The organism is Lactobacillus helveticus (assembly GCF_046109915.1).
GTDB lineage: Bacteria > Bacillota > Bacilli > Lactobacillales > Lactobacillaceae > Lactobacillus > Lactobacillus helveticus.
The window spans coordinates 648,355-667,995 of sequence record NZ_CP151471.1; the positions used below are offsets into that span (position 1 = coordinate 648,355).

Genomic DNA, 19,641 nt, shown 5'->3' on the forward strand with positions numbered 1-19,641 from the left:
CTAAAAGTGTCTCACTTTTAGGTCTCACTTCATTATATTCAGATTTGTCATTTTTTATCCGTAATTAATTGGAATTAAGATTTTTTCTCTTATTTTCGGCTTCTGCAATCAGCTTTTTCGGCTTCTGCAATCAGCTCATTTAATTTTATCATGTCTTCTTGGTAGGCTTGGAATTTTTCCAATGCTTCATCGTAAGAAATAAAATCTTCTGAATAATTATCTAATTTTTCAGAAAAACTACCAATTGTATAGTCATAACTGCAATAATCATATACAAATTTTACAGGAGTCTGCCACATATTTTGAGGTAGACTTTCATTTTTATCAGCATAATAATTTTCGAACTGAATTTTAGCAGTTTCATGTTTTTCATCTAAAAACTCAGCGTTAAATGCCCACTCAGGAACAATAATTGCATTCATAATTTCAGTATGCTCTACCATGCCCTCTCCAACTGAGCGAACATTTATTAAATGTGCCCCGTCTGGCTTTTTAGGATTATAAATAAAGGAAGGATCATTTTTGATCTCATTGAATTTATTTTTTAAGTCTTTCGTTTTGTCTAAAAATTCTTTTTCGTGTGCTTTCATTGCATACCTCTATATCTATGATAGTGCGTTATCTCTATTTTATATTATCTAAGATTGATGACTTAAATTATTGGCTCGTGCCTAATAGAAGCTTAAATATTCACAGAATAATAAGATAAAATAATGCTAGCACTACTACACTAAATAGTCTAAGTACTCCATGACTGTTTAGTGGTAAATTAAAAAGTCCCCATCTATTTCGGGCAAGTCTATTCTCGACGCTTCAGACGGCTAAAGCCGTCTTCCGTGCCGTCTCGAAGTAGCCAAGCCCTTCATTTCTGGGGACTTTAAGAGTACCGTCAATCAAATAATCAGAACTAGAGCCATAAAGAACTATTTAGCGAAAACAAGACATATTTATATAAATAAGCTTTAAATTACACTATTTACGAAACTTTCTAGACTTATTTAAACCTGGAAACAGTCGTTGGTGAGAGCTTACTCGTACACCAACTACCACTAAGTTATTGTGTTCAATATACCAAATGACTAATACATCATTTATATCGTTAGGCTGCTCACCTTTAGGGGTATCTCTAACATGAAATTCGCGATAACCAGCTAGTCGCCTTTTTAAAGGATGGTCACGATATTCTTCAGATAACGTACCAGTTTCGAGTAATTCTTCGATAGCTGCTCTGACGTCATCAATTATTGTTGGATCAAGTTTTCCAAGACGTCTCATATCAGCATTAAATGTTGCACGGGTCTAAATACTAATTTTGACATTATTTAAATTTCTCCCAATAATCATCATTGGATTCAACAATTGGGTCATCAGGCAAAACATTTCTACGAATTAATTGATCACGAGCAACAGCGTAATCTAATGAATCTTCTTTTGCTTGTATAGCTTTCTCCATCCAATACATCTTTTCCTGAGAAATTACTGCAACACTACGACTATTTGATCTGGCAACATAAACTGTCTCATCATCATCGTTTACTTGATCTAAATATTTTTTAATGTGCGCTCTAAAGTCGCTTTGAGTTAATGCTACTGTCATTTCCTTCACCTTCTTTGTACTTAATATTGTACTTAATTACGTCACTTTATACAAGCTAAAAATTTTATAAACTGAAAGATAAGTTTCATGTTGTATTATTATCCAAAATCAATTGTATCTAGAATGTGTTAACGAGTTTCTTGATCTAACCCTAAATATGCTAAAGTTATATCTGATGAATAACACTAGCTAGAATAACTCTATTATTTTTCTGTTAACAACATTAAAAAAACATTACCTTTGTAGCAATTTGAACTGAGGCCTAAAAATTAGACAGTTTAAAATACAGGATTAATAGAGGCTTGATTCCGATATTCTTTCGGAGTTAAGCCTTTTAATCTGCTCTTTATCCTTTCTTCGTTATAGTATTCAATATATTCTTTAATAGCTTGAGTTAATTCTTGAAGGCTATGGTATTTGTACTCTTGATCGTAAAACATCTCTGTTTTAAGCAGACCAAAGAAGTTCTCCATTAAACATCATCCATGGAATTGCCTTTTCTAGACATGCTTTGAGTAATGCCCTGAAGTTTTAAGGCACGTTGGTATTGGGGATTCTGATATTGACAGCCTTGGTCAGTATGAAAAGTGCAGTTGTTAAGAGCTGTTTCTTTAACGAAAGCTTTATCAAGCATCGTCATTACTAAATCCATATCTGGATGTTTTGAAATAGAGTAAGCAACTATATCGCCTCCACAACCATCCAAAATAGGCGATAAATATAGCTTTTCACCATTAAGGTGAAATTCAGTGATGTCAGTATGCCATTTCATATTAGGCATTGGCGCAAAGAAATCACGATGAATCAAATTAGGTGCTATTTTGCCAATAGTACCTTTATAGCTCGAGTATTTGCGCTTATTGCGTCTAATGCCCTTAAGGCCTAGTTTATGCATCCAGTAGCGAACTGTTTTTTCAGTAATGTTCCAGCCTTCTTTAATTAGCTGCAGCGCTGCTCGGCGATAGCCATAACGGCCTTGATGGTGATTAAAGATTTCTTTGATCTTGGCAATAAGCTTAGGGCGCTTAGGCTTTTTAGGTTTTCTTTTAATGATCTTATAGTAAGAGCTTCTGGCAATTATGGGCAGTTCTGGATGCTCATAATTGCTTCTAGCACATAGTCCAAGCTGACCTTAAATTCATGCCTTAGATCAGTAATTGCCTTAGTTATCTCTTCTGATCTTTTTCCTGATCCAAGGCCTTCAGTTTTTTTACGTATTCGTTCACAATACGCAATCGCAAGTTTTCTTCTTTCAGCTTTTGGATCTCTTTCTCCAGTTCCTTGCGCGATTTTGGACTCTCTTTGACCACGGGCAGGACGTCCTTTCTGTTTGATAATGAAATTATACCCGTTTTCTTTGTATTCTCTAAGCCAATTGTTAAGCCTGCCAATGCTTTTGAAACCTAATTCTAGCGATAATTGAACATCTGACTTAGTACCAAAGATAGCTTGTTCAATTGTTTGTTCTTTAAACTTCTTAGAATAAACCCGCTTTCTAGTATTCAAAATATTTGTTCCATGCATATCAATCAATCTAAGCATGTAATCCAGATTAGCTAAGTTCATTTTATATGCTTTTGACAACTGACTGATTGAGATTTTCTCATCTTTCCATTTATGATAAATTTATATTTTTTGTTCTTTATTAAATTTAGACATAGTAAAAGACCTAAAAGTGTCTCACTTTTAGGTCTCACTTCACATCAAGAGTTGATCAACCCTTTTTATCTAAACAATAAATACCAAATTGCATTAAAAACCATACCACCTAGTGCCCACATCACACAGGTCTTCGCACGGAACTTATTGCGCTTAGCAATTGCGAAATAAATAGCCATGATAAAAACAATGAATGGGAACAAAAATGCCCAGAAAGCATCCCAATTTCCACCTTGATTTTGCGGTCTAGATTCTGGATAACGACGATTGCGATATTTATCAAAGTAATAAACAATAAATCCGGCTCCGATTAGAGCTACTAAAATGATTAACCATTGACGCATGATACTCTCTCCTATTACTTTTGAAGATGTTTAAATACTATATTTAAAATTTTAACCGTTACATCAAAAATAAAGGAAATTCTAGCTTTTTGCAAATATTAGACAATGAGTGTAAGTGTCAATATTTTTGCGGTAGGCTATTAGCCATTAGTCTGACCTTAATTTCTTAAATATTTATTTGATTTATTTTTCTGCTAAAATCGTTTAAATAGCTATGTCCTGCTGTTAAGCTTTCAATGGCGCCGTGATGAATGCCCAGATGAGCTTCATGCGTCTTTCTTAGGCTGGCACGAACTGCACCTTTCAATTCTTCCTGATCACCAATATCGAGCTGCCCACCTGCAAATTCACTGCTAAGCCAGTATTCCAGCTCTTTGTTTTTAATGCAAGTCAGCACACGCAGAATTCCTTCGGCACCATCTTCTGACCAGTATTTTCCTTGCCCTTTGACGCGATAAGTATACTTGCGGTGATTGCTCTCACAGCAGCCAATTGCCTTAATTACTGACAAATGACGCATCTTAAACGGCTTAATATCCACCCAGCGACGATGAAGATAGCTGCGCAGGCGCCTTAAATTCTCATGATTTTCTGGCGTATTCAGCTCATCAATCAGATTGCTTTCAATCGTGTCTAAAATCACGTCAGTCAAGTGACGGTCATATTTAAACTCAACTGCACTGATCAATTTGCCTTGCATGGCCGGCATGAAGCTTAGACGATCTTTAATCTTTTTGTTCAAGTGAAAGACATCCAAGAAGTGTTCGTGCTGCCGGCAATAGCCAACTATTTCATCAAAGTCTTTCTTGGCATAGCCAGCACCGCCATCGGCATTACTGATGATTAAAGTATCGCTTAAGTCATAGGTATTGGCTAAATAAGCTTTAATTTCTTGCAAAGCATCCAAGCGGCTTAAAGAAACAAACTCTTTGGCCTGTACTCTCTTTCTGCGTGTCTTGCTTAAATTAATAATATCCTCGCAGACTTGATAGCGATGAAATTCCAGTCGCTTCTTGGTGCCCTTGATCACAACGCCATCGCCTTCAAGATAAAGCACTGGCACCTTTTTCTTTTGAGCAATACCATCGTATCTTTCCTCAGACTGCTGCTGTGCTTTAATCTGTTTGCCTGCTTGCACAATCAGCTTGCCAACTTGACTATGGCTAATATTGAAACAGGAGAGAGTATTAACAGCTAAAGCAGTATTGCGGTAAGTTGCCACGGCGCTAACATGCAAAATATCCTTCACTGCCAAAACACTGTAACGCTTATATTTGTCATAGCCCATCAGCTTATCCAGTGGATATTTAGCCTTTTTGCCAGGACAAGCATATCTTCTGCGCCAATAGCTGATTTCACCAAAGGCAGTCACAACTGAACGCTTATTTTTCTTCTCGATCTGATAGCCTTGCTTTTTAGTCTCTTCAACTAGACCAGCATCAACTTCTTCTAGTGCTGCTGTCATCAATTCTCTAATCAGATCAAAGAAATAGCACATTAATGCCTTTTCACGGGCAATAACATTATTTTCAGACTTAATAATTTTTACGATATCAGCTATAATAGATTCCATAAAAGACCAGCTTCTAATGTGTTTTTTTCGTTAACATCAGACTACTGGTCTTTTTGTTTGAGCTCAAGTCCAATTTCAAAGGATTTGAGCTTTTTTAATTAATTATTCAACTTACCGCAAAAAATTATACACTTAGACAATGAGTAGCAATTAAAAAAGCATTTGTCGTAACAAACGATAAATGCTTCTTCAATTTATTTAACTTTAAAGTAACGTCTAGCTGTTATTTGATTATAGACTTTTTGAAATTCAACCTTGACCTTACTACGGTTTTCTAAAGTGAACATAATTACACCATTTTTAATAGTCTTGTGTGCTTTAAATTATGTTCCATCTTACCTAATCCCTTAATTAAGGAAGAAGAATTAGTTGCACCTGTGGTTAATTCCTGCCATTTTCCATGAACCTTCTGGTAAGCATTAACTCCACTGTAGTTCATCAGCATGTCACTCTTAACTGTCTTTTTACCATGGTTAGTAACATCTACCCACAGCACTAAAATCTTCTTTCCTTTAAGAGAAGATTTTCTTACTTGCTTCTTCTTAATATGAAAAGTGAGTGATCCACTTTTGACAGTCTTGGAAGCAGCTTGCACAGTCTGCGGTTGATCAACAACTGGAACAACAGTCCCTACTGAAGCAGTTAACGCTAATGCCATTGCACCGACTTTGATAAATTTTTCATAATAAACCTCCGTTATGTTTTTAAAATCCTATTCAAAATTTATCATATCAAAGGCTGAAATTATAAGGCAAGTGCGTTTTTAGGGAGTTGCACTTATCTTCTGACATTGTTATTTATTGTTTTTAATAATTTCCATCACGTTTGGTGCAATTAAACTTTGTTCTAAAACTAAATCAACTGGCTTATAGTCAGGATCAATACATTCATCCCAATATTCAAGGTGCTTTTTGTCGATATAACTCTCTGACTCTTCGACCGCACTACCATTTTCACCCTGTACTGAATACCAATAAAAATATGTATAACCATCTTCATTTTCATCTTTAAAAACAGTTTCGATATACATCTTTTCACCGGACATCGTGGCTACGGTATCTTCATGATGGCTATTCAAAAAATCCATCCATTCTTGAGCTTCCGCTTCTTTACCTTTTTTGATACGAAAACGTGTTAATTCGACTTGTGTCATTTTATTATCCTTCTATCTTTTTACCATTAACGTATTTTCTCTTAGCATTAATCACCATCTTTTATATTTGCACATTTTTTTGCAAAATCTAATTATTACTTCCGCAAGATCACACTTCTTAGTAATTTGTGGGAAATCTAACCACGATTTTATTGAAATAGTATTTGAGAACATATACTATACACCTTCTTAAATATACTGTGTCGATCTTTTTCTGAAATTCTCATCAAAATCAATCACGGTAACTTGATAATCAGTAGTTTTATTCGGATTTTTCTCATATCCGTAATCTGCATTAAATTGTGAAGCCATTTGACCAAGTAAATAGTCACCAATTCTGGTGTTAACTCACCTAATGCCATGACCGACCTTTTTCATTAAATGTATTTTCTAATCACACTCAACTTGAAAACCAGGATCTTTATATGCCTTAAAACAAGCCTCAATCTCATCAAGCGAATTTCTATCTGTACTCAAATTTTCTGGTAATTGATCATAAGCGAAATACTTACGAGTAGTGGTCTCAATATTTTTATTGAATTCACCACCGAGCGGTTTACAAAGAAAGAAAACGTGAACGACATTGTATGGGTAAATGGCTTCACTATGCTTATTTTGATCATAGATTCCGATAACTCTTTCAACTTCAATATCGAGTCCAGACTCTTCTTTGGCTTCCTTAATACAGTTTTCTTTAACAGACATATTAACTTCACACCAACCACCTGGAAGAGACCAGCTACCATCATTTTCTTGAACTAGAAGAATTTTATTATCCTTAAAAATGGCAGCTCGTGTCCCAAGCTTGGGAGTTTGATAACCAATTTCATTGCAAAATAAATCCTTCACTTTTTGCAAAGGTAAATCTGACTTATAAGTCATCATCTCCGCAGAAATATCGCGAATTTCTTGATAGCGTTCTAAATCAAAATCATCATTTCCGTAAGTTAGCCCAGCCTGTGCCAAGCTTTGCAATCTTTTCGCCCACTCAATTAATAAATCTTTATCTTCCATAGTTACACCCTACTCAAAATCTGCGAACAAACATCTAATCCTACAGCATGCGATTCATGTCCCCAATTGCGATAATCATAATTTTCAATATTAGCTAGTGAATCTGCAGTGAATAATATTTGTGCAAATTCAACTTTTCTAAATTGTGCACACGCCGCTATTGCTGCACACTCCATCTCAATCGTCACAGCTCCTAATTTTTGAAATTGTTTAACTTTTTTAGATGTTTCTCTGAAGAAACCATCTGTCGTCCAAGTGGTTATTTCATCGTAGTCCAAATTCATATCCGTAATTACTTTTCCAATTTCATTAAGATAATTAGATCTCATATCGATGAATTGTCCTGGTTCCTTATAGTAAAAGGAGGTACCTTCACCTCTAATTGCTTTCACAGGCAAAAACATAGCATTTTCTGGTAACTCTTTAATAGCACCTGCATTTCCAAAGGCTAAAACTTGCTTTACCCCATAAGCAATTAGCCAATCAAGCAACATCGTAGCAGCTGCCGCCCCTAAAGGAGCTTGACATAAAGTCATCTTTTCATGATTAATTTCTATTTCATAAATATTAGGTTGAAAAGATATTGTGTCATATTTTCCCAATACCTTATGAGGTACAGATTTTAAGAAATTCTCAATATCAGAAGCTGGAACAAACGCATACAACAATTTTGAATGAAATTTAAAAGGTAAATGCTCAACTTCTGGCTCAAGCACTGCATGTTGGTCATTATCAAAATCTAAAATAAATGGTTTTTCACTCATCTCTATTCCTCCAAATCATAACCACCATTCTGGGGTTAATTCACCTAATGTCATTACTTTATTACTCTCATAGTCCATCATCACTTCAACATTTTGATAATCTTTTTCCATCATCTGAACCATGAATTCGCGGCAGGCACCACATGGCGCACCATTTTTACCATCAGACATAAGCGCCAATACACGTGAGATTTTAGTTTCACCATTAGTAATCATATTAAAAAGCGCATTTCTTTCAGCGCATACGCCTAAAGTACAGGCTGTGTCAACACACACTCCGGTATAAATCTTCCCCGATTTTGACAATACTGCAGCGGCCACACCACCGGCTTCCATATGATCAGATATTTCATGGAACCCCCTGTACTTGTTTAGCCGCTTGGAACATCTTTTGCCAAGTAGAGTCAGGGGCTAGTTTATTTTCAATGTCTTTCATATTTTTCTCCTTTTAGTGCAAATACTTTAGCCATTGTAAAAATTAATTATACCAAAAATTAGCTCAATAGTATGTAATCGCACATGCGTCCACAATGAAAAAACAAAATACAGCATAATGCAAATGCACCAAATTCCTACTACTTTAAAAATATTCTTTACAATTATATTCATCTTAATCATTCCAACTGAGACCGTAAAATAGTTTGTGTAAGGATGAATGATTCCTTAAATTAATTTCTGAAAACATTAGAAAAAGGAGTTCCTTTCTCGTATGATTGGATTGAACAAAAAAACAACATACAGAAAGAAGAACTCCTTCATGAATGATTTTACCAAAAATATGGCTCAAGCACTATTCAATCAAGACAAAGTTAATGATTTTTTGCGCAAGGAAATTCAAACTGCAGTTAATCAATTGCTTGAAGCTGAATTGACTGCCTTTTTAGGCTATGATCCTTATGCAAAAAGCGGATGGAACTCTGGCAATTCCAGAAACGGCATCTATTATCGCAAGGTTGATACGCAGTTTGGCCAGATCGAAATTCAGGTTCCCAGAGACAGAAACGGCGAATTTCATCAGCACACTCTGCCTGACTACAAGCAGCACTCGGACGTCCTGGAAAGCATGATTATCAAGCTTTATGCCAAAGGCGTCACTACCAGAGAAATAGCCGATCTGATTGAAAAGATGTACGGCAGCCATTACAGTCCGGCTCAGGTATCAAATATTTCAAAGCAAATGATTCCAAAGGTTGAAGCCTATCACAAACGCAAGCTTAGCGACAGGTTCTTTTGCGTTTATCTTGACGCAACGTATCTTCCGCTGTGCCGAGAAACGTTTGAGCGTGAAGCCGTCTATATTGCCATCGGCATCAGGCCCAATGGCCATAAAGAAGTAATCGACTACTGCATAGCACCCAGCGAAAACGTCGAAGTTTGGACTGAAATGCTTCAAAACATGAGATCGCGGGGTTTGAAGCAAGTCGAGCTTTTCTTGTCTGACGGTGTTGTCGGCATGAAAACAGCTCTGGCAAAGACTTATCCCAAAGCACATTTTCAGCGCTGCCTGGTTCATGTCATGCGCAATATTTGCAATAAAGTGCGTGTTGACGATCGTGAGACAATCATGAACGATTTCAAGCAGATTCATAGGCAGCCTAACAAGACAGCCGCTGTACAAACTCTTCATGCATTCTATGACAAATGGAACAAGGCATACAATCATGTCATTAGGAATCTAAAAGACATTGAGCCTGATCTATTGGTCTTTTACAACTATCCCAAACAGATCAGACCCTCAATCTATTCCACCAACATGATTGAATCCTTTAACAATGTCGTTAAACGCAAGGCAAAGCCCAAAGCAGAGTTTCCAAGCGAGCAGTCGCTTGATACTTTCATTGGCATTCAGGCAATAAGCTACAATGATCGCTACTTCAACCGAATCCATAAAGGCTTCGGCCAAGTGCAGGATACATTGGAATCCTACTTTGACTAAGAAAAAATTAAAAAATCAATTTACGAGAAAGATCTATTTACACAAACTATTTGACAGTTTCTTCCAACTCCATTGTGTCCTCAGAAAAGACAACTGGAAATTCATCAGACCATTTTTCAGTCCTTGTTTCGGTTACCTTAAAGCCGAATTTCTGATATAAATTCTTGGCTCGTTCATTGTCAGTAAACACTGCTAATCTTACTGGTCGCGGCAGCTTCGCCAAAGCGGTCTTCATCAATGCAGAACCAACACCTTTTACCTGCATCCCTGGCAAAACATATAAGAAATCTAAACGGCGTCGTCCTAAACCGACAAAGCCAACAACTTGCTCATCTTTCTCAGCAACGTAAATATCACAGGACAAAAAATACTTGAGATATGGTGCATCTTTTAAAGAAACAAAGACTTGTTCCATCCCTGCTGTTTTAAGTTCCTGCATGCGTCCTTTATCCATAACCTTAGCCAGTTCATCAAAGTCTTCAGTTCTATATTTTCTAATCATGACTTCTGTCAAAACCAAATGCACCTCTTTCATTAATTTATTATAAGAAATAGATTTTTTTTAATTCTATCATATATAATTTTAAGCAACACAATAAATTGTTGAAATGAGGAGATCGAGATGAGAAAAACAATTAAGCTTGTTCAGCTACTACTAATAGCTTTAACTTTGCTGGTTGGGCTGTTTTGTGCAGCCACAGCATGGATGGCATTTAATAATGGTGATCAAAAGGTGATGTGCATCGCTCTGATCTGTGCGTTAATCTGCTTTGTCGGCTCTATTGCTTATTTGAAGATGGTATTAAATCCAGTTAAAGAAGAACCAGAATTGGCAGAAGATCATAAAATAAAAGTTGCCGCAGCATATCAAACCCTTTCAATCTTAGATCACATGACTATTGGGATAAGTATTGTGGCAATGATTATATCTACCTACTTAAAAAATTCTAACTCCGCCAATTTACAAACCGCATTGACTATCTCTTTAACACTTTTTGCAGTTTGGCTGTTAGGCAATATAATCAACATCATTTGTTCACTTAGAACTTCGGAGAAATAATTTTATGAAAGGCCGCTGCAGTGTACCTTTTTTACTTTTATTGATTAATTGCCGGAGAAAACACGGGATTTTAATCCCGTGATGAATCCGGCCTTTTTTAGTTTTTTTGCTTGTTTCCTCCTTCTTTCTTAAACATATGTTTGATATAATCTTAAAAAGAAAGGAGGGAACAAATGTGCTAAAAGGGATCAAATTAAGACTCTATCCTAATAGAATACAACAAAACCAGCTTGAGCAGATGTTTGGCAATGATCGCTTTGTTTGGAATTAAATGCTGGCCATGATGAATGAGCGCTATCAGAATAATAAAGCTTTGCCTTTTTTAGGCAAGTTCAAGCTGAATTATCTGCTTAAGCCGCTTAAAAAAGAATATCCTTTTTTGAAAAACAGCGATTCTTCAAGCTTGCAGGTAGTTAATGAATTCCTAACTCAATCTTGGAAGAACTTCTTTCAAGATAAAACTGGTCAAATTGGCAAGCCTCGTTTTCATTCACGCAAGTATCTGAAAAAGTCTTATACAGGCAAGTCAATCATAAAAACTGCAGGTAAAAGGTACTTGAAGATTCCTAAATTAGGCTATGTCAAAACCAGCAAGAATGGAGTTTTGCAAAACACTAAGATTAAGCGTTATACGGTCGTACTTGAACCAACGGGCAAGTATTATTTGTCTCTACAAGCTGAAATACCTGAACCAGAGAAGTACAGCTTAACCGGCAAACGAGTTGGAATTGATGTTGGCGTAGCTGATTTAGCGATTCTGTCTAATGGGCTAAAATATCCTAGTTTTGACAGTTCTTATTTTGAAAAGAAAGCTAAAATTTGGCAGAAAAAGTATTCTCGACGTAGACATTTAGTTAAATTACTAGTTTTACAAAATAAGAATAAAAGGGTGCTTTGTCCTAGAAGTTTAGAAAGCTTTGCTAATTGGCAAAAAGCGCAAAAGTCAAAAGCCAAATACCAAGCTAAAGTAGCTAATCAGCGCAGAGATTATCTGCATAAACTAACTACGCATTTAGTTAAGCAATATGATGTAATTGCGATTGAAGATTTGAAAACCAAGAATCTTCAGAAAAATCATCATTTGGCTAAGTCAATTGCCAATGCTTCATGGCGAATGTTTAGACAAATGCTAGAATACAAATGCGAATGGTATGGCAAGAAACTAATTGCAGTTGATCCCAAGAACACTTCCAGAATTTGTTCAAAATGTGGCTATAACAGTGGCGCTAAGCCATTAGAGATTCGTGAATGGACTTGTTCTAAGTGTCAAACCAAGCATGACCGAGATATTAATGCGGCAGTTAATATCTTGCATAAAGAAAGTAAAAAGCTAAGTGGTCAGGGACTGGCCATGGTAACAAGCTGAGTTCTGTGAGTTAGGTATTTGACTAGTTCAATGTAAGATCCTAAACACTACTCAGTGTTCCCAGAAACCCGGCACTTCAGTGCCGGTGTAGTTCATACATTTATGGTGAATAAAAAATGAAACTTAGAAAAGTTAATCCTCAAACATATGAATTATTTGAAAATAATCAATCTTTAGGTACCATCTCCACTTACCGCAATCTTTTTCATGACTCTTGCATATACTTGAAGTTTAACTTAATTAAAATTCCAACCACTTCACCATTTGCAGAAATTAGGAAGCAAGAACAAAAACCACTACAAGTCATGATTGAATCTAGCCACACTAAACTCGTAGATTTTATGCTAAAAAATGGTTTCAAATGTAAAAGATATTGCTTTGAGGCTGAAGTTAGTGCTACTGACTTAAAGCATCCCTTAAGAACCAATTTTAAAGTTGTGCCTTTTATCGCTACTGATCCTATTTATTCAAAATGTTGCGATTTTCTCTATAAATATTACAAAACTACTCATGAATTAGTCTCACCTCTTACCGCTAGTAAGAATGAATTCATTACTGAAGTCCCAACAAGATCTGGATATTATAGTTTGGATAAACAGGGGCGCCTCAACAATGTTGCTTTTACAGAAAATAATGAAATCGCTTATTTATGCTCGGTTGATCCTGCAAACTGTTCATCTTTTATAGATAGTTTGTTAATTAAAATCTTCAAAAAATATTCCACTACATTTTTTGAAGCCGACGATACCGATTGGGCGGCTAGCGAATTACTTGATAAGTTTAATTATAAAAAGAATGAAAGTTTCAACACTTACATTTACGAGTAAGAGCTTTACCTTTTTTAACTTTTTCTTAATATAATAAAAATTATGGTATACTAACCTCAATACATATATCTAATTGGAGTTGTTGTGAATGTTAGAAAAGAAAACTTACCTATTATCTCGAGCCACCATGCTTTTATCCAATTCTCTCTTTGGCATGATCATCATCTGGTGGCTGCAAACCCAAACTGGCAAATCATCTTTAGTCGGCTTGACTAACGCGATTTTCTCAATTACCGCTGCCTTATCAATTTTTTACGGTCCAATTATTGATAAGCATTCCTTCAAGAGAACCAGTCAAACATCCCTATTAGTTCAAACTATCTTGTTATTCCTTTTAACGGCAGTGATGTTCTGGCTGAGTCACGACATAGTTTTGACCATTTTAATCTCTACTATTATGTCCATGTGCGATGAATTCTTCAGTCCGGCCGATCGTGCAATCCTTAAAGAAAGCGTCCCTTCTAAAAAAGATTTAAACAGCTTAATTTCAAAGTTGAGCATGATTGATCAAGTTGTGAATATCGCTGGTACTGCCCTTTCAGGTGTTTTATTGAGTCTTTTAATCGCTGGCCAATCGATGCTGGTTTGTAGCTGCTTAAGTCTGATTAGTATCTTCTTCCTGTACATTGCGTTAAGAAAAATTCCATCGACTAAACCTCAAGCAAACGATACTGATGATAAAACTAATAACTATCGCGCAAAAGTGTTCAGCGGCTTAAAGTATATTCGCCAAAATAGGTTTCTTAAATACTACTTTTGGTCATGTATCTGCTATTCCTTCGCTTCACCAGCGTTAATTATTCTCTTACCTAAACTAGCCGATAAGCTTGGCTCTGCTGGACTTTATAGTACATTCTATCTTTGCTTTGTCGGTGGCTTTCTCTTAGGAGCACTCATCTCGGGCAAGCTAACTCCTACAGTTAAAACGATCCCCTACACTTGGATGCTTAGTACCATTCCTTTATTAATGATGATCTTCTTCCTGTCTAATTGGCTTGCATTAAGTGTGCTCATCGCCTTGTTTGGTTTTCTAACTAGTTTTCAAAATATTCTGTCAGAATCAATGATTCAGATTACTACGGAAGATGCATATTTAGGACGTGTGCTAACCACGATCCGCACTAGTACTTCAATTGGTGGTCCAATTAGCTCCGTAGTTGCTGGGATCATGCTCGATCATTCAGGCGATCAGATTTTAATTATTCTTTGCGCAGTATTCATCCTCATTGGTGGAATCAACATGCTATTTGCAAAAGAAGCGGCAAACTAAGCCGCTTTTTATTTTGTTCAAAGATATTTTTTAATTGAGATTAAATTTAAGAAAAGAGAATAAATATGAAAAAAGCGATTGTTTTAATCAGTGTAATGGCTGCTGCGCTATTGACGGGATGCAATAAGCAAACAGCAAAATCAAATTTAAGTTCACAATCATCAAGTAGTTCAAAAATTGTACGTCATGAGACTAAATCATCTAGTGAAGCTCCTCGCATTAATATTCATAAAAAATATAAGGGCTTTAAACTTGCAACTGTACCTAGCCAGTACCGTGGTACCTGGTATCGCGGCGATCCTTATTCTAAAAAGGCTAGAAAACTCGTGATTACTGAGCACACGGTTAACGGCAATGTCAGTTATCAAAAAGTTGATCCAAATTTAAAATTGAATCGTCACTCTGAAAAACAAAATAAAAAATACTCTGGCAATATTGTTCTAATTGATACTCAAGGTAATTCGTTAAAAGTGCGCGGCTTCTTGGATCTGGTGAACTTAGATTATCAACCTGGTCAATTTAAGAACCATGATTGTCTCTTCTTAAGCTATGGGACTGATCCTAGTGTCATCAACGGTGCGATTTTTATGGATAAAAATGTTGCACTTAAATATAGAAAGTATGATTTTACTAAGGTAAAGAAATAGTAAACTATTTTACCAATAAACGGCTGGACAAATCATTTAATTTCTTTAGCTATTTCACGATACTAACAAATAAAAGGTCTCTTAGAAAGTTAATGTCTTTCTGGGAGACCTTTATATTTGCTATACATTTTATTCGTAGTCTTCAGGATTAATATCAGGTTTCGGTAAATTTTGCTTATGATCAAAAGTCACACCTTGGATCCCATTCACATAAGTCCAATCCTTAAGTGTCTTCATGTCGCCAGACAAATAATATTTACTGATCAAATCATTCCAAACATCCCACTTATCCAATGGTACGTTAATCAAATCTGCACCATGATCTATCATCAACTTATTCGCTGCTAATATCGCCGTTCTTTTATTTCCATCCCCAAAAAGTTGATTGCGCATATTATGATACATTAACGTCATTGCTTTATCTGTAATAGAAGTATCTTTTTGCATCAAATTATTAAAAAATCCACTTCAGATTGATAATCTAATTCTTGAGGCTTCCATTTACCTTTATCATTACCAAGTTCTACAGTAACTGAGCCTGTTCTAAAACTGCCCGGATTTAACGAATCATACCTCGCAACCAACAGATTAATATTCTGCTCAATTTTTAACGATAGTTCTTTATTTTCTTTAATAACATACTGCCAGCCCCGCTTCAATTGAACAATTACGTTCAAATTATTAATAGATACACCAGCCGGACTCACGCCATCAATAATCGTTTGCGTTTGCGGTAATATAGTATTTACGCCTTCAAAACGTCAATTTGTAAAAACTAATCTAACTAAATTCTTTTTTGCAAAACATCTATTTTGTTCTCTGGTTAAGTAAAATTTATCAGGATACATCGATAACTCCTTGTTTATATTCTACTAAAAAGAATACGATGCACCCAATAACAACAAACTAAAAATTACGAATTTAAAAAGCATCAAAAGTTAGAATTTTCTAACCTTTAATGCTTTTTTACTATGACTTTTCAATTGCATAAGCAATTACCCATATTACTACTACGAAGATAATTGCAATTAGCCATGCAACTGAAGAAAATTGCCCGCCTACTAAAATCATCAGACCAATTGCTACAGCATAGATACCGGCTAATGCCATTTTTGCTAGCTGATATTTTCCCTTTAAAGTATTTTTATACTTCTTTAGTATTTCAGACATAATCGTATAAATGACTATTGCGGTATAGATAAAGGCACTACTGAATGCCATCTCTTTTCTATAATACATTATCCAAAGGATAACCATTAATAGAAACATGAAAACATAGCCTAAGATATTCAATACTTTTTCTAACTTAGCTAACTTTTTCTTCTTGGCATAGCTAGCTAAAAGTGCGGCGGCTACCAACACAACAATAACCGGCAAAAACCACTGTCCACCGGTTAAAACACTCGTTAAAAACATCATCTCACCCCTTAAATATTGAACAAGACACCAACAATTGAAAATAGTATCAATACCCAAACGAAACTTATAATCAGACCTAATGCAAAAGCCAACCATTTTTTCATTCTCTTTTGTAAAATTACATAAGTCAAAATTAATACAGCAGTCTGAGGCACAGCGGCCAAGAAATTAGTTAGCGATTCTCCGCAAAGCACTAATTGCAACAAACGCCAGACTAGTAATGAATGAGATAATCGCCATTCGCTTAACGCTAATATCTTCTACAAATTCAAAAACCAGAAATGCCACAATGAATCCTCCACCAATGTAGGCAGATTTAAAACCATGAAGAGACAAATTCATCAATGAATTGTGCAAACTAAATCCATTTTTGACAAAATACAATAACCCTGTAATTACTACTCCTAGCAAACTACACCAAAAATATTTCTTCGCTAACGCGCGATTATTTTTAACCCAAAACCAAAGTGCTATGCCAAAACCGATTAATGGAATAACTAAACTCGCCACTATCAAGGCAGCTTGTATATATTCTTTCTTGTTTAAATCTTCATCCATTTCTCCCACCAACTTCCCTATATTTTTCTAAAATTATACACTCATAAGATGAATAAACAATAAAAAGTCGTACTTGAATCGAAGAAAAAATCAAATCGCTGATTGTAAAATTAAATTGAACACTTGATAAAAAATAAAAAGTCCATTCGGACCTGTTTGATAGAATGTAGTTACCACACAACATTTAGAAACGAGGTCAAAATGGACTCTTTACATTCTACCATGAATCAGCACATTAAAGGCAAGCATTTATCATTCGAGGAAAGAGTTATTATTCAATTGCGTTTGAAAGATGGCTATTCTTTGCGTGCCATCGCCCGTGAATTAAACTGTTCTCCTTCTACTATCAGCTATGAGGTTAAGCGCGGTACTGTAGAACTGTATCATGGCAAAGTCAAAAGATATAAGGCTACTCAAGGGCGTGATGCATATCAAGCTCATCGTAAAAATTGTGGGCGCAAATCAGACTTTCTCAGGAAAACTCAATTCATGCGCTATGTCCACAAGCATTTCTTTAAAGACGGCTGGTCGCTTGATGTGTGCAGTAATCGTGCCACTGCTGTTGGCGCATTTAGCAGCAGAGATGTTGTCTGTACTAAGACTCTTTACAATTATGTCGACCAAGGTCTATTAGATATACATAATTACGACTTGCCAGAGAAGCTTAAACGCAATACCAAGCTTTATCGTATTCGCAAAAATAAGAAAAAACTTGGCAGAAGCATTGAAGAACGTCCTAAAGAGATCAATAAACGTAATGAATTCGGTCATTGGGAATGCGATTTAGTTCTCGGACATAAGAGCAAAGATGATGAGGTGCTGCTAGCCTTATCTGAGCGTATGAGTCGTGAGTTTTTAATTCTTCGTATTCCTGACAAGACTTCTGTCAGTGTCATGCAGGCCTTTAAAGAACTCCAAAGGCAATACAGCGAACATTGGAATGATATTTTTAAAACCATTACCACTGATAATGGCTCAGAGTTTGCAGATCTTTCCAACCTAGAAAAAGCATCCAATACACTGGTTTACTATGCCCATCCTTACACTTCTTGTGATAAGGGAACAGTTGAAAGACACAATGGTCTTATTCGCAGATTCATTCCTAAAGGAGAAGCAATAGCTAACTATTCTTTACAAGACATCATTAATATTGAAACCTGGTGCAATTCTTTGCCAAGAAAGATACTGGCCTATCATACACCAGATGAAATCTTTGAAAGAGAATTAGATCTAATCTATCAAGCAGCTTAACTAAAAGTGTTCAATTTATTATTGCAATTTACGAAAAAAATCAAATACGACTTTTAGTAAAAATATTAAGTTAAATCAAAAACAAGAAAGCAATCAAAGCCGGAAGTAGCTGCACCAGCCAAATCTTTTTAGTGGCAGTAAAACCACCAAAGATGGCCACAACCATGATCATCCCTAACAGTAATTGCCAAACTTCAATCACGGTACTAAATGGAAAAACAAAGTAGCTTAAGATCAACAATAATCCCAACATCCCATTATAAATGCCTTGATTAGCCATCGAAATACGAGCCTCTTTTTGCTTAACAAAATTCTTACTCATATCAAAGGCCTTGGCTTGCTGAGCCGGTTTACCAAATATCTCTAATAGACAAATTCCAATATGTTCGATTCCGACAATAAAGACTAACGCGATCTTAATCATCAAAAAAGTTGCTGTTGTTTCCATATTTTCCCCTAACTATTTGACCGTATTGTCACCCGACACTGCGCTCATTTTCAAATGGCTGCCATTAGTTTCTTTGCCAATCTGTGCATGAGTGGCATTCCCTCCAAAAATAGTGTTATCACCACTCAATGTTGTCAGGTCACATTGGTCAACTTCAACATTTTCTATTAGATTATCCCCTGAAACAGTTGTAACTGCAAGAATTTTCATAATTTGACTATTCTTTAAAATGAAATTACCACTCGTTAGATCCGCATTACCAGAATCGATTTTCACTTGATCTAATTTTGCATCCCCCGAAACAATGGACAGCGATAGCTTATTTACATTTAACTTATCAATCTTCAAGTCACCACTAGCAGAGCCAAATTCCAGCTCATCTATATTAATATCCCGCATTTTTGTATCTCCACTAGCTAGGCCAATATATGCTTCACGCAGGTGATGATCCTTGGAAATAGTAATTTTTACCTTCCCTACATCACTGCTTGTCACTACTTCTATTTTGAACAAGCCTTTCTGCCAGAATCTGCCGTTTTTACGATCAGTTTCAGGTTGCTTAAGTCGCAATTGTTGTTCATTCTGCGTTACTACTGGTTGCTTGTCTTCTGTGCCATGATAGTGAACCTCAAAATGATCCCCAGATTCAATTGCTAAATTTATATCCGCAAAATCTACTTGCAGTTCCTCAAATGCCTCATTAGTTAAGATCTTATCTACCTTTTCAATTTTATCGTTTTTATTAAAAAACATGT

19 protein-coding genes and 5 pseudogenes are annotated in these 19,641 nt (G+C 35.8%); 7 read left to right on the top strand and 17 right to left on the bottom strand.

Annotation, left to right across the window (positions count from 1 at the left end):
* Nucleotides 1-89: 89 nt before the first annotated feature.
* The 11 genes and pseudogenes from AADV52_RS03330 to AADV52_RS03380 form a co-directional block, all read right to left on the bottom strand.
* Nucleotides 90-590, bottom strand: a complete 501-nt coding sequence (locus AADV52_RS03330) for a hypothetical protein (RefSeq protein ID WP_014918840.1) — start codon at nt 588-590, stop codon at nt 90-92.
* A gap of 382 nt (nt 591-972) precedes the next feature.
* Nucleotides 973-1,319: pseudogene (locus AADV52_RS03335) on the bottom strand (type II toxin-antitoxin system YafQ family toxin).
* On the bottom strand, nt 1,319-1,597 hold the full coding sequence (locus tag AADV52_RS03340; protein ID WP_003628521.1) for a type II toxin-antitoxin system Phd/YefM family antitoxin: 279 nt from the start codon (nt 1,595-1,597) through the stop codon (nt 1,319-1,321). The pseudogene AADV52_RS03335 and the gene AADV52_RS03340 overlap by 1 nt, the downstream one beginning before the upstream one ends.
* A 278-nt stretch (nt 1,598-1,875) precedes the next feature.
* A pseudogene (locus AADV52_RS03345) lies at nt 1,876-3,223 on the bottom strand (IS3 family transposase).
* A gap of 98 nt (nt 3,224-3,321) precedes the next feature.
* Complete coding sequence (locus tag AADV52_RS03350; RefSeq protein ID WP_014918842.1) at nt 3,322-3,600, bottom strand: hypothetical protein; 279 nt, start codon at nt 3,598-3,600, stop codon at nt 3,322-3,324.
* Nucleotides 3,601-3,766: 166 nt separating this feature from the next.
* The gene (locus AADV52_RS03355; protein ID WP_126096185.1) at nt 3,767-5,173 is read right to left on the bottom strand and encodes an ISLre2 family transposase; all 1,407 of its coding nucleotides are present in this window, start codon (nt 5,171-5,173) and stop codon (nt 3,767-3,769) included.
* Nucleotides 5,174-5,462: 289 nt separating this feature from the next.
* Entirely contained in the window at nt 5,463-5,831 is a 369-nt protein-coding gene (locus AADV52_RS03360) for a DUF5067 domain-containing protein (protein WP_014918843.1), read from the bottom strand.
* A gap of 135 nt (nt 5,832-5,966) precedes the next feature.
* A complete protein-coding gene (locus AADV52_RS03365; RefSeq protein WP_014563645.1) occupies nt 5,967-6,326 on the bottom strand; it encodes a DUF6176 family protein in 360 nt (119 codons plus the stop codon).
* A gap of 390 nt (nt 6,327-6,716) precedes the next feature.
* A complete protein-coding gene (locus AADV52_RS03370) occupies nt 6,717-7,340 on the bottom strand; it encodes an NUDIX hydrolase N-terminal domain-containing protein (protein WP_003626474.1) in 624 nt (207 codons plus the stop codon).
* A gap of 2 nt (nt 7,341-7,342) precedes the next feature.
* Entirely contained in the window at nt 7,343-8,104 is a 762-nt protein-coding gene (locus AADV52_RS03375) for a nucleoside phosphorylase (protein ID WP_014918844.1), read from the bottom strand.
* A 15-nt stretch (nt 8,105-8,119) separates the two neighbouring features.
* Nucleotides 8,120-8,540, bottom strand: a pseudogene (locus AADV52_RS03380) (cytidine deaminase family protein).
* Nucleotides 8,541-8,861: 321 nt separating this feature from the next.
* Here AADV52_RS03380 and AADV52_RS03385 point away from each other — a divergent pair.
* Entirely contained in the window at nt 8,862-10,040 is a 1,179-nt protein-coding gene (locus AADV52_RS03385) for an IS256 family transposase (RefSeq protein WP_040457022.1), read from the top strand.
* Between the two features lie 46 nt (nt 10,041-10,086).
* Here AADV52_RS03385 and AADV52_RS03390 read toward each other — a convergent pair whose 3' ends face one another.
* Nucleotides 10,087-10,575, bottom strand: a complete 489-nt coding sequence (locus tag AADV52_RS03390) for a GNAT family N-acetyltransferase (RefSeq protein ID WP_041808723.1) — start codon at nt 10,573-10,575, stop codon at nt 10,087-10,089.
* A gap of 87 nt (nt 10,576-10,662) precedes the next feature.
* On the opposite strand from AADV52_RS03390, the gene AADV52_RS03395 reads away from it, so the two are divergent.
* From AADV52_RS03395 to AADV52_RS03415, 5 genes and pseudogenes are all read left to right on the top strand, one after another.
* Complete coding sequence (locus tag AADV52_RS03395; RefSeq protein WP_014918848.1) at nt 10,663-11,100, top strand: hypothetical protein; 438 nt, start codon at nt 10,663-10,665, stop codon at nt 11,098-11,100.
* Nucleotides 11,101-11,236: 136 nt separating this feature from the next.
* A pseudogene (locus tag AADV52_RS03400) lies at nt 11,237-12,466 on the top strand (RNA-guided endonuclease TnpB family protein).
* A 116-nt stretch (nt 12,467-12,582) separates the two neighbouring features.
* Entirely contained in the window at nt 12,583-13,293 is a 711-nt protein-coding gene (locus tag AADV52_RS03405; protein ID WP_014918851.1) for a hypothetical protein, read from the top strand.
* An 88-nt stretch (nt 13,294-13,381) separates the two neighbouring features.
* Nucleotides 13,382-14,563 carry an MFS transporter gene (locus AADV52_RS03410; protein WP_003626488.1) on the top strand — a complete coding sequence of 394 codons (1,182 nt, stop codon included), beginning with the start codon at nt 13,382-13,384 and terminating at the stop codon, nt 14,561-14,563.
* Nucleotides 14,564-14,628: 65 nt separating this feature from the next.
* Nucleotides 14,629-15,210: a hypothetical protein gene (locus AADV52_RS03415; protein ID WP_014918852.1), complete on the top strand. Its 582-nt coding sequence runs from the start codon at nt 14,629-14,631 to the stop codon at nt 15,208-15,210.
* Between the two features lie 129 nt (nt 15,211-15,339).
* Here the strand turns inward: AADV52_RS03415 and AADV52_RS03420 are convergent.
* The 3 genes and pseudogenes from AADV52_RS03420 to AADV52_RS03430 form a co-directional block, all read right to left on the bottom strand.
* Nucleotides 15,340-16,058, bottom strand: a pseudogene (locus tag AADV52_RS03420) (Fic family protein).
* Between the two features lie 121 nt (nt 16,059-16,179).
* Complete coding sequence (locus tag AADV52_RS03425) at nt 16,180-16,629, bottom strand: hypothetical protein (protein ID WP_023060944.1); 450 nt, start codon at nt 16,627-16,629, stop codon at nt 16,180-16,182.
* 168 nt (nt 16,630-16,797) lie between these two features.
* Complete coding sequence (locus AADV52_RS03430) at nt 16,798-17,187, bottom strand: hypothetical protein (RefSeq protein ID WP_014918853.1); 390 nt, start codon at nt 17,185-17,187, stop codon at nt 16,798-16,800.
* 201 nt (nt 17,188-17,388) lie between these two features.
* On the opposite strand from AADV52_RS03430, the gene AADV52_RS03435 reads away from it, so the two are divergent.
* Complete coding sequence (locus AADV52_RS03435) at nt 17,389-18,438, top strand: IS30 family transposase (protein ID WP_126096186.1); 1,050 nt, start codon at nt 17,389-17,391, stop codon at nt 18,436-18,438.
* A 70-nt stretch (nt 18,439-18,508) separates the two neighbouring features.
* Here the strand turns inward: AADV52_RS03435 and AADV52_RS03440 are convergent, their stop codons facing one another.
* Nucleotides 18,509-18,886 (bottom strand): DUF1304 domain-containing protein, encoded by a 378-nt coding sequence (locus AADV52_RS03440; RefSeq protein ID WP_012211854.1) that lies wholly within the window; start codon nt 18,884-18,886, stop codon nt 18,509-18,511.
* A 12-nt stretch (nt 18,887-18,898) separates the two neighbouring features.
* Nucleotides 18,899-19,639, bottom strand: a complete 741-nt coding sequence (locus AADV52_RS03445) for a DUF4097 family beta strand repeat-containing protein (protein ID WP_014918855.1) — start codon at nt 19,637-19,639, stop codon at nt 18,899-18,901.
* Nucleotides 19,640-19,641 lie beyond the last annotated feature (2 nt).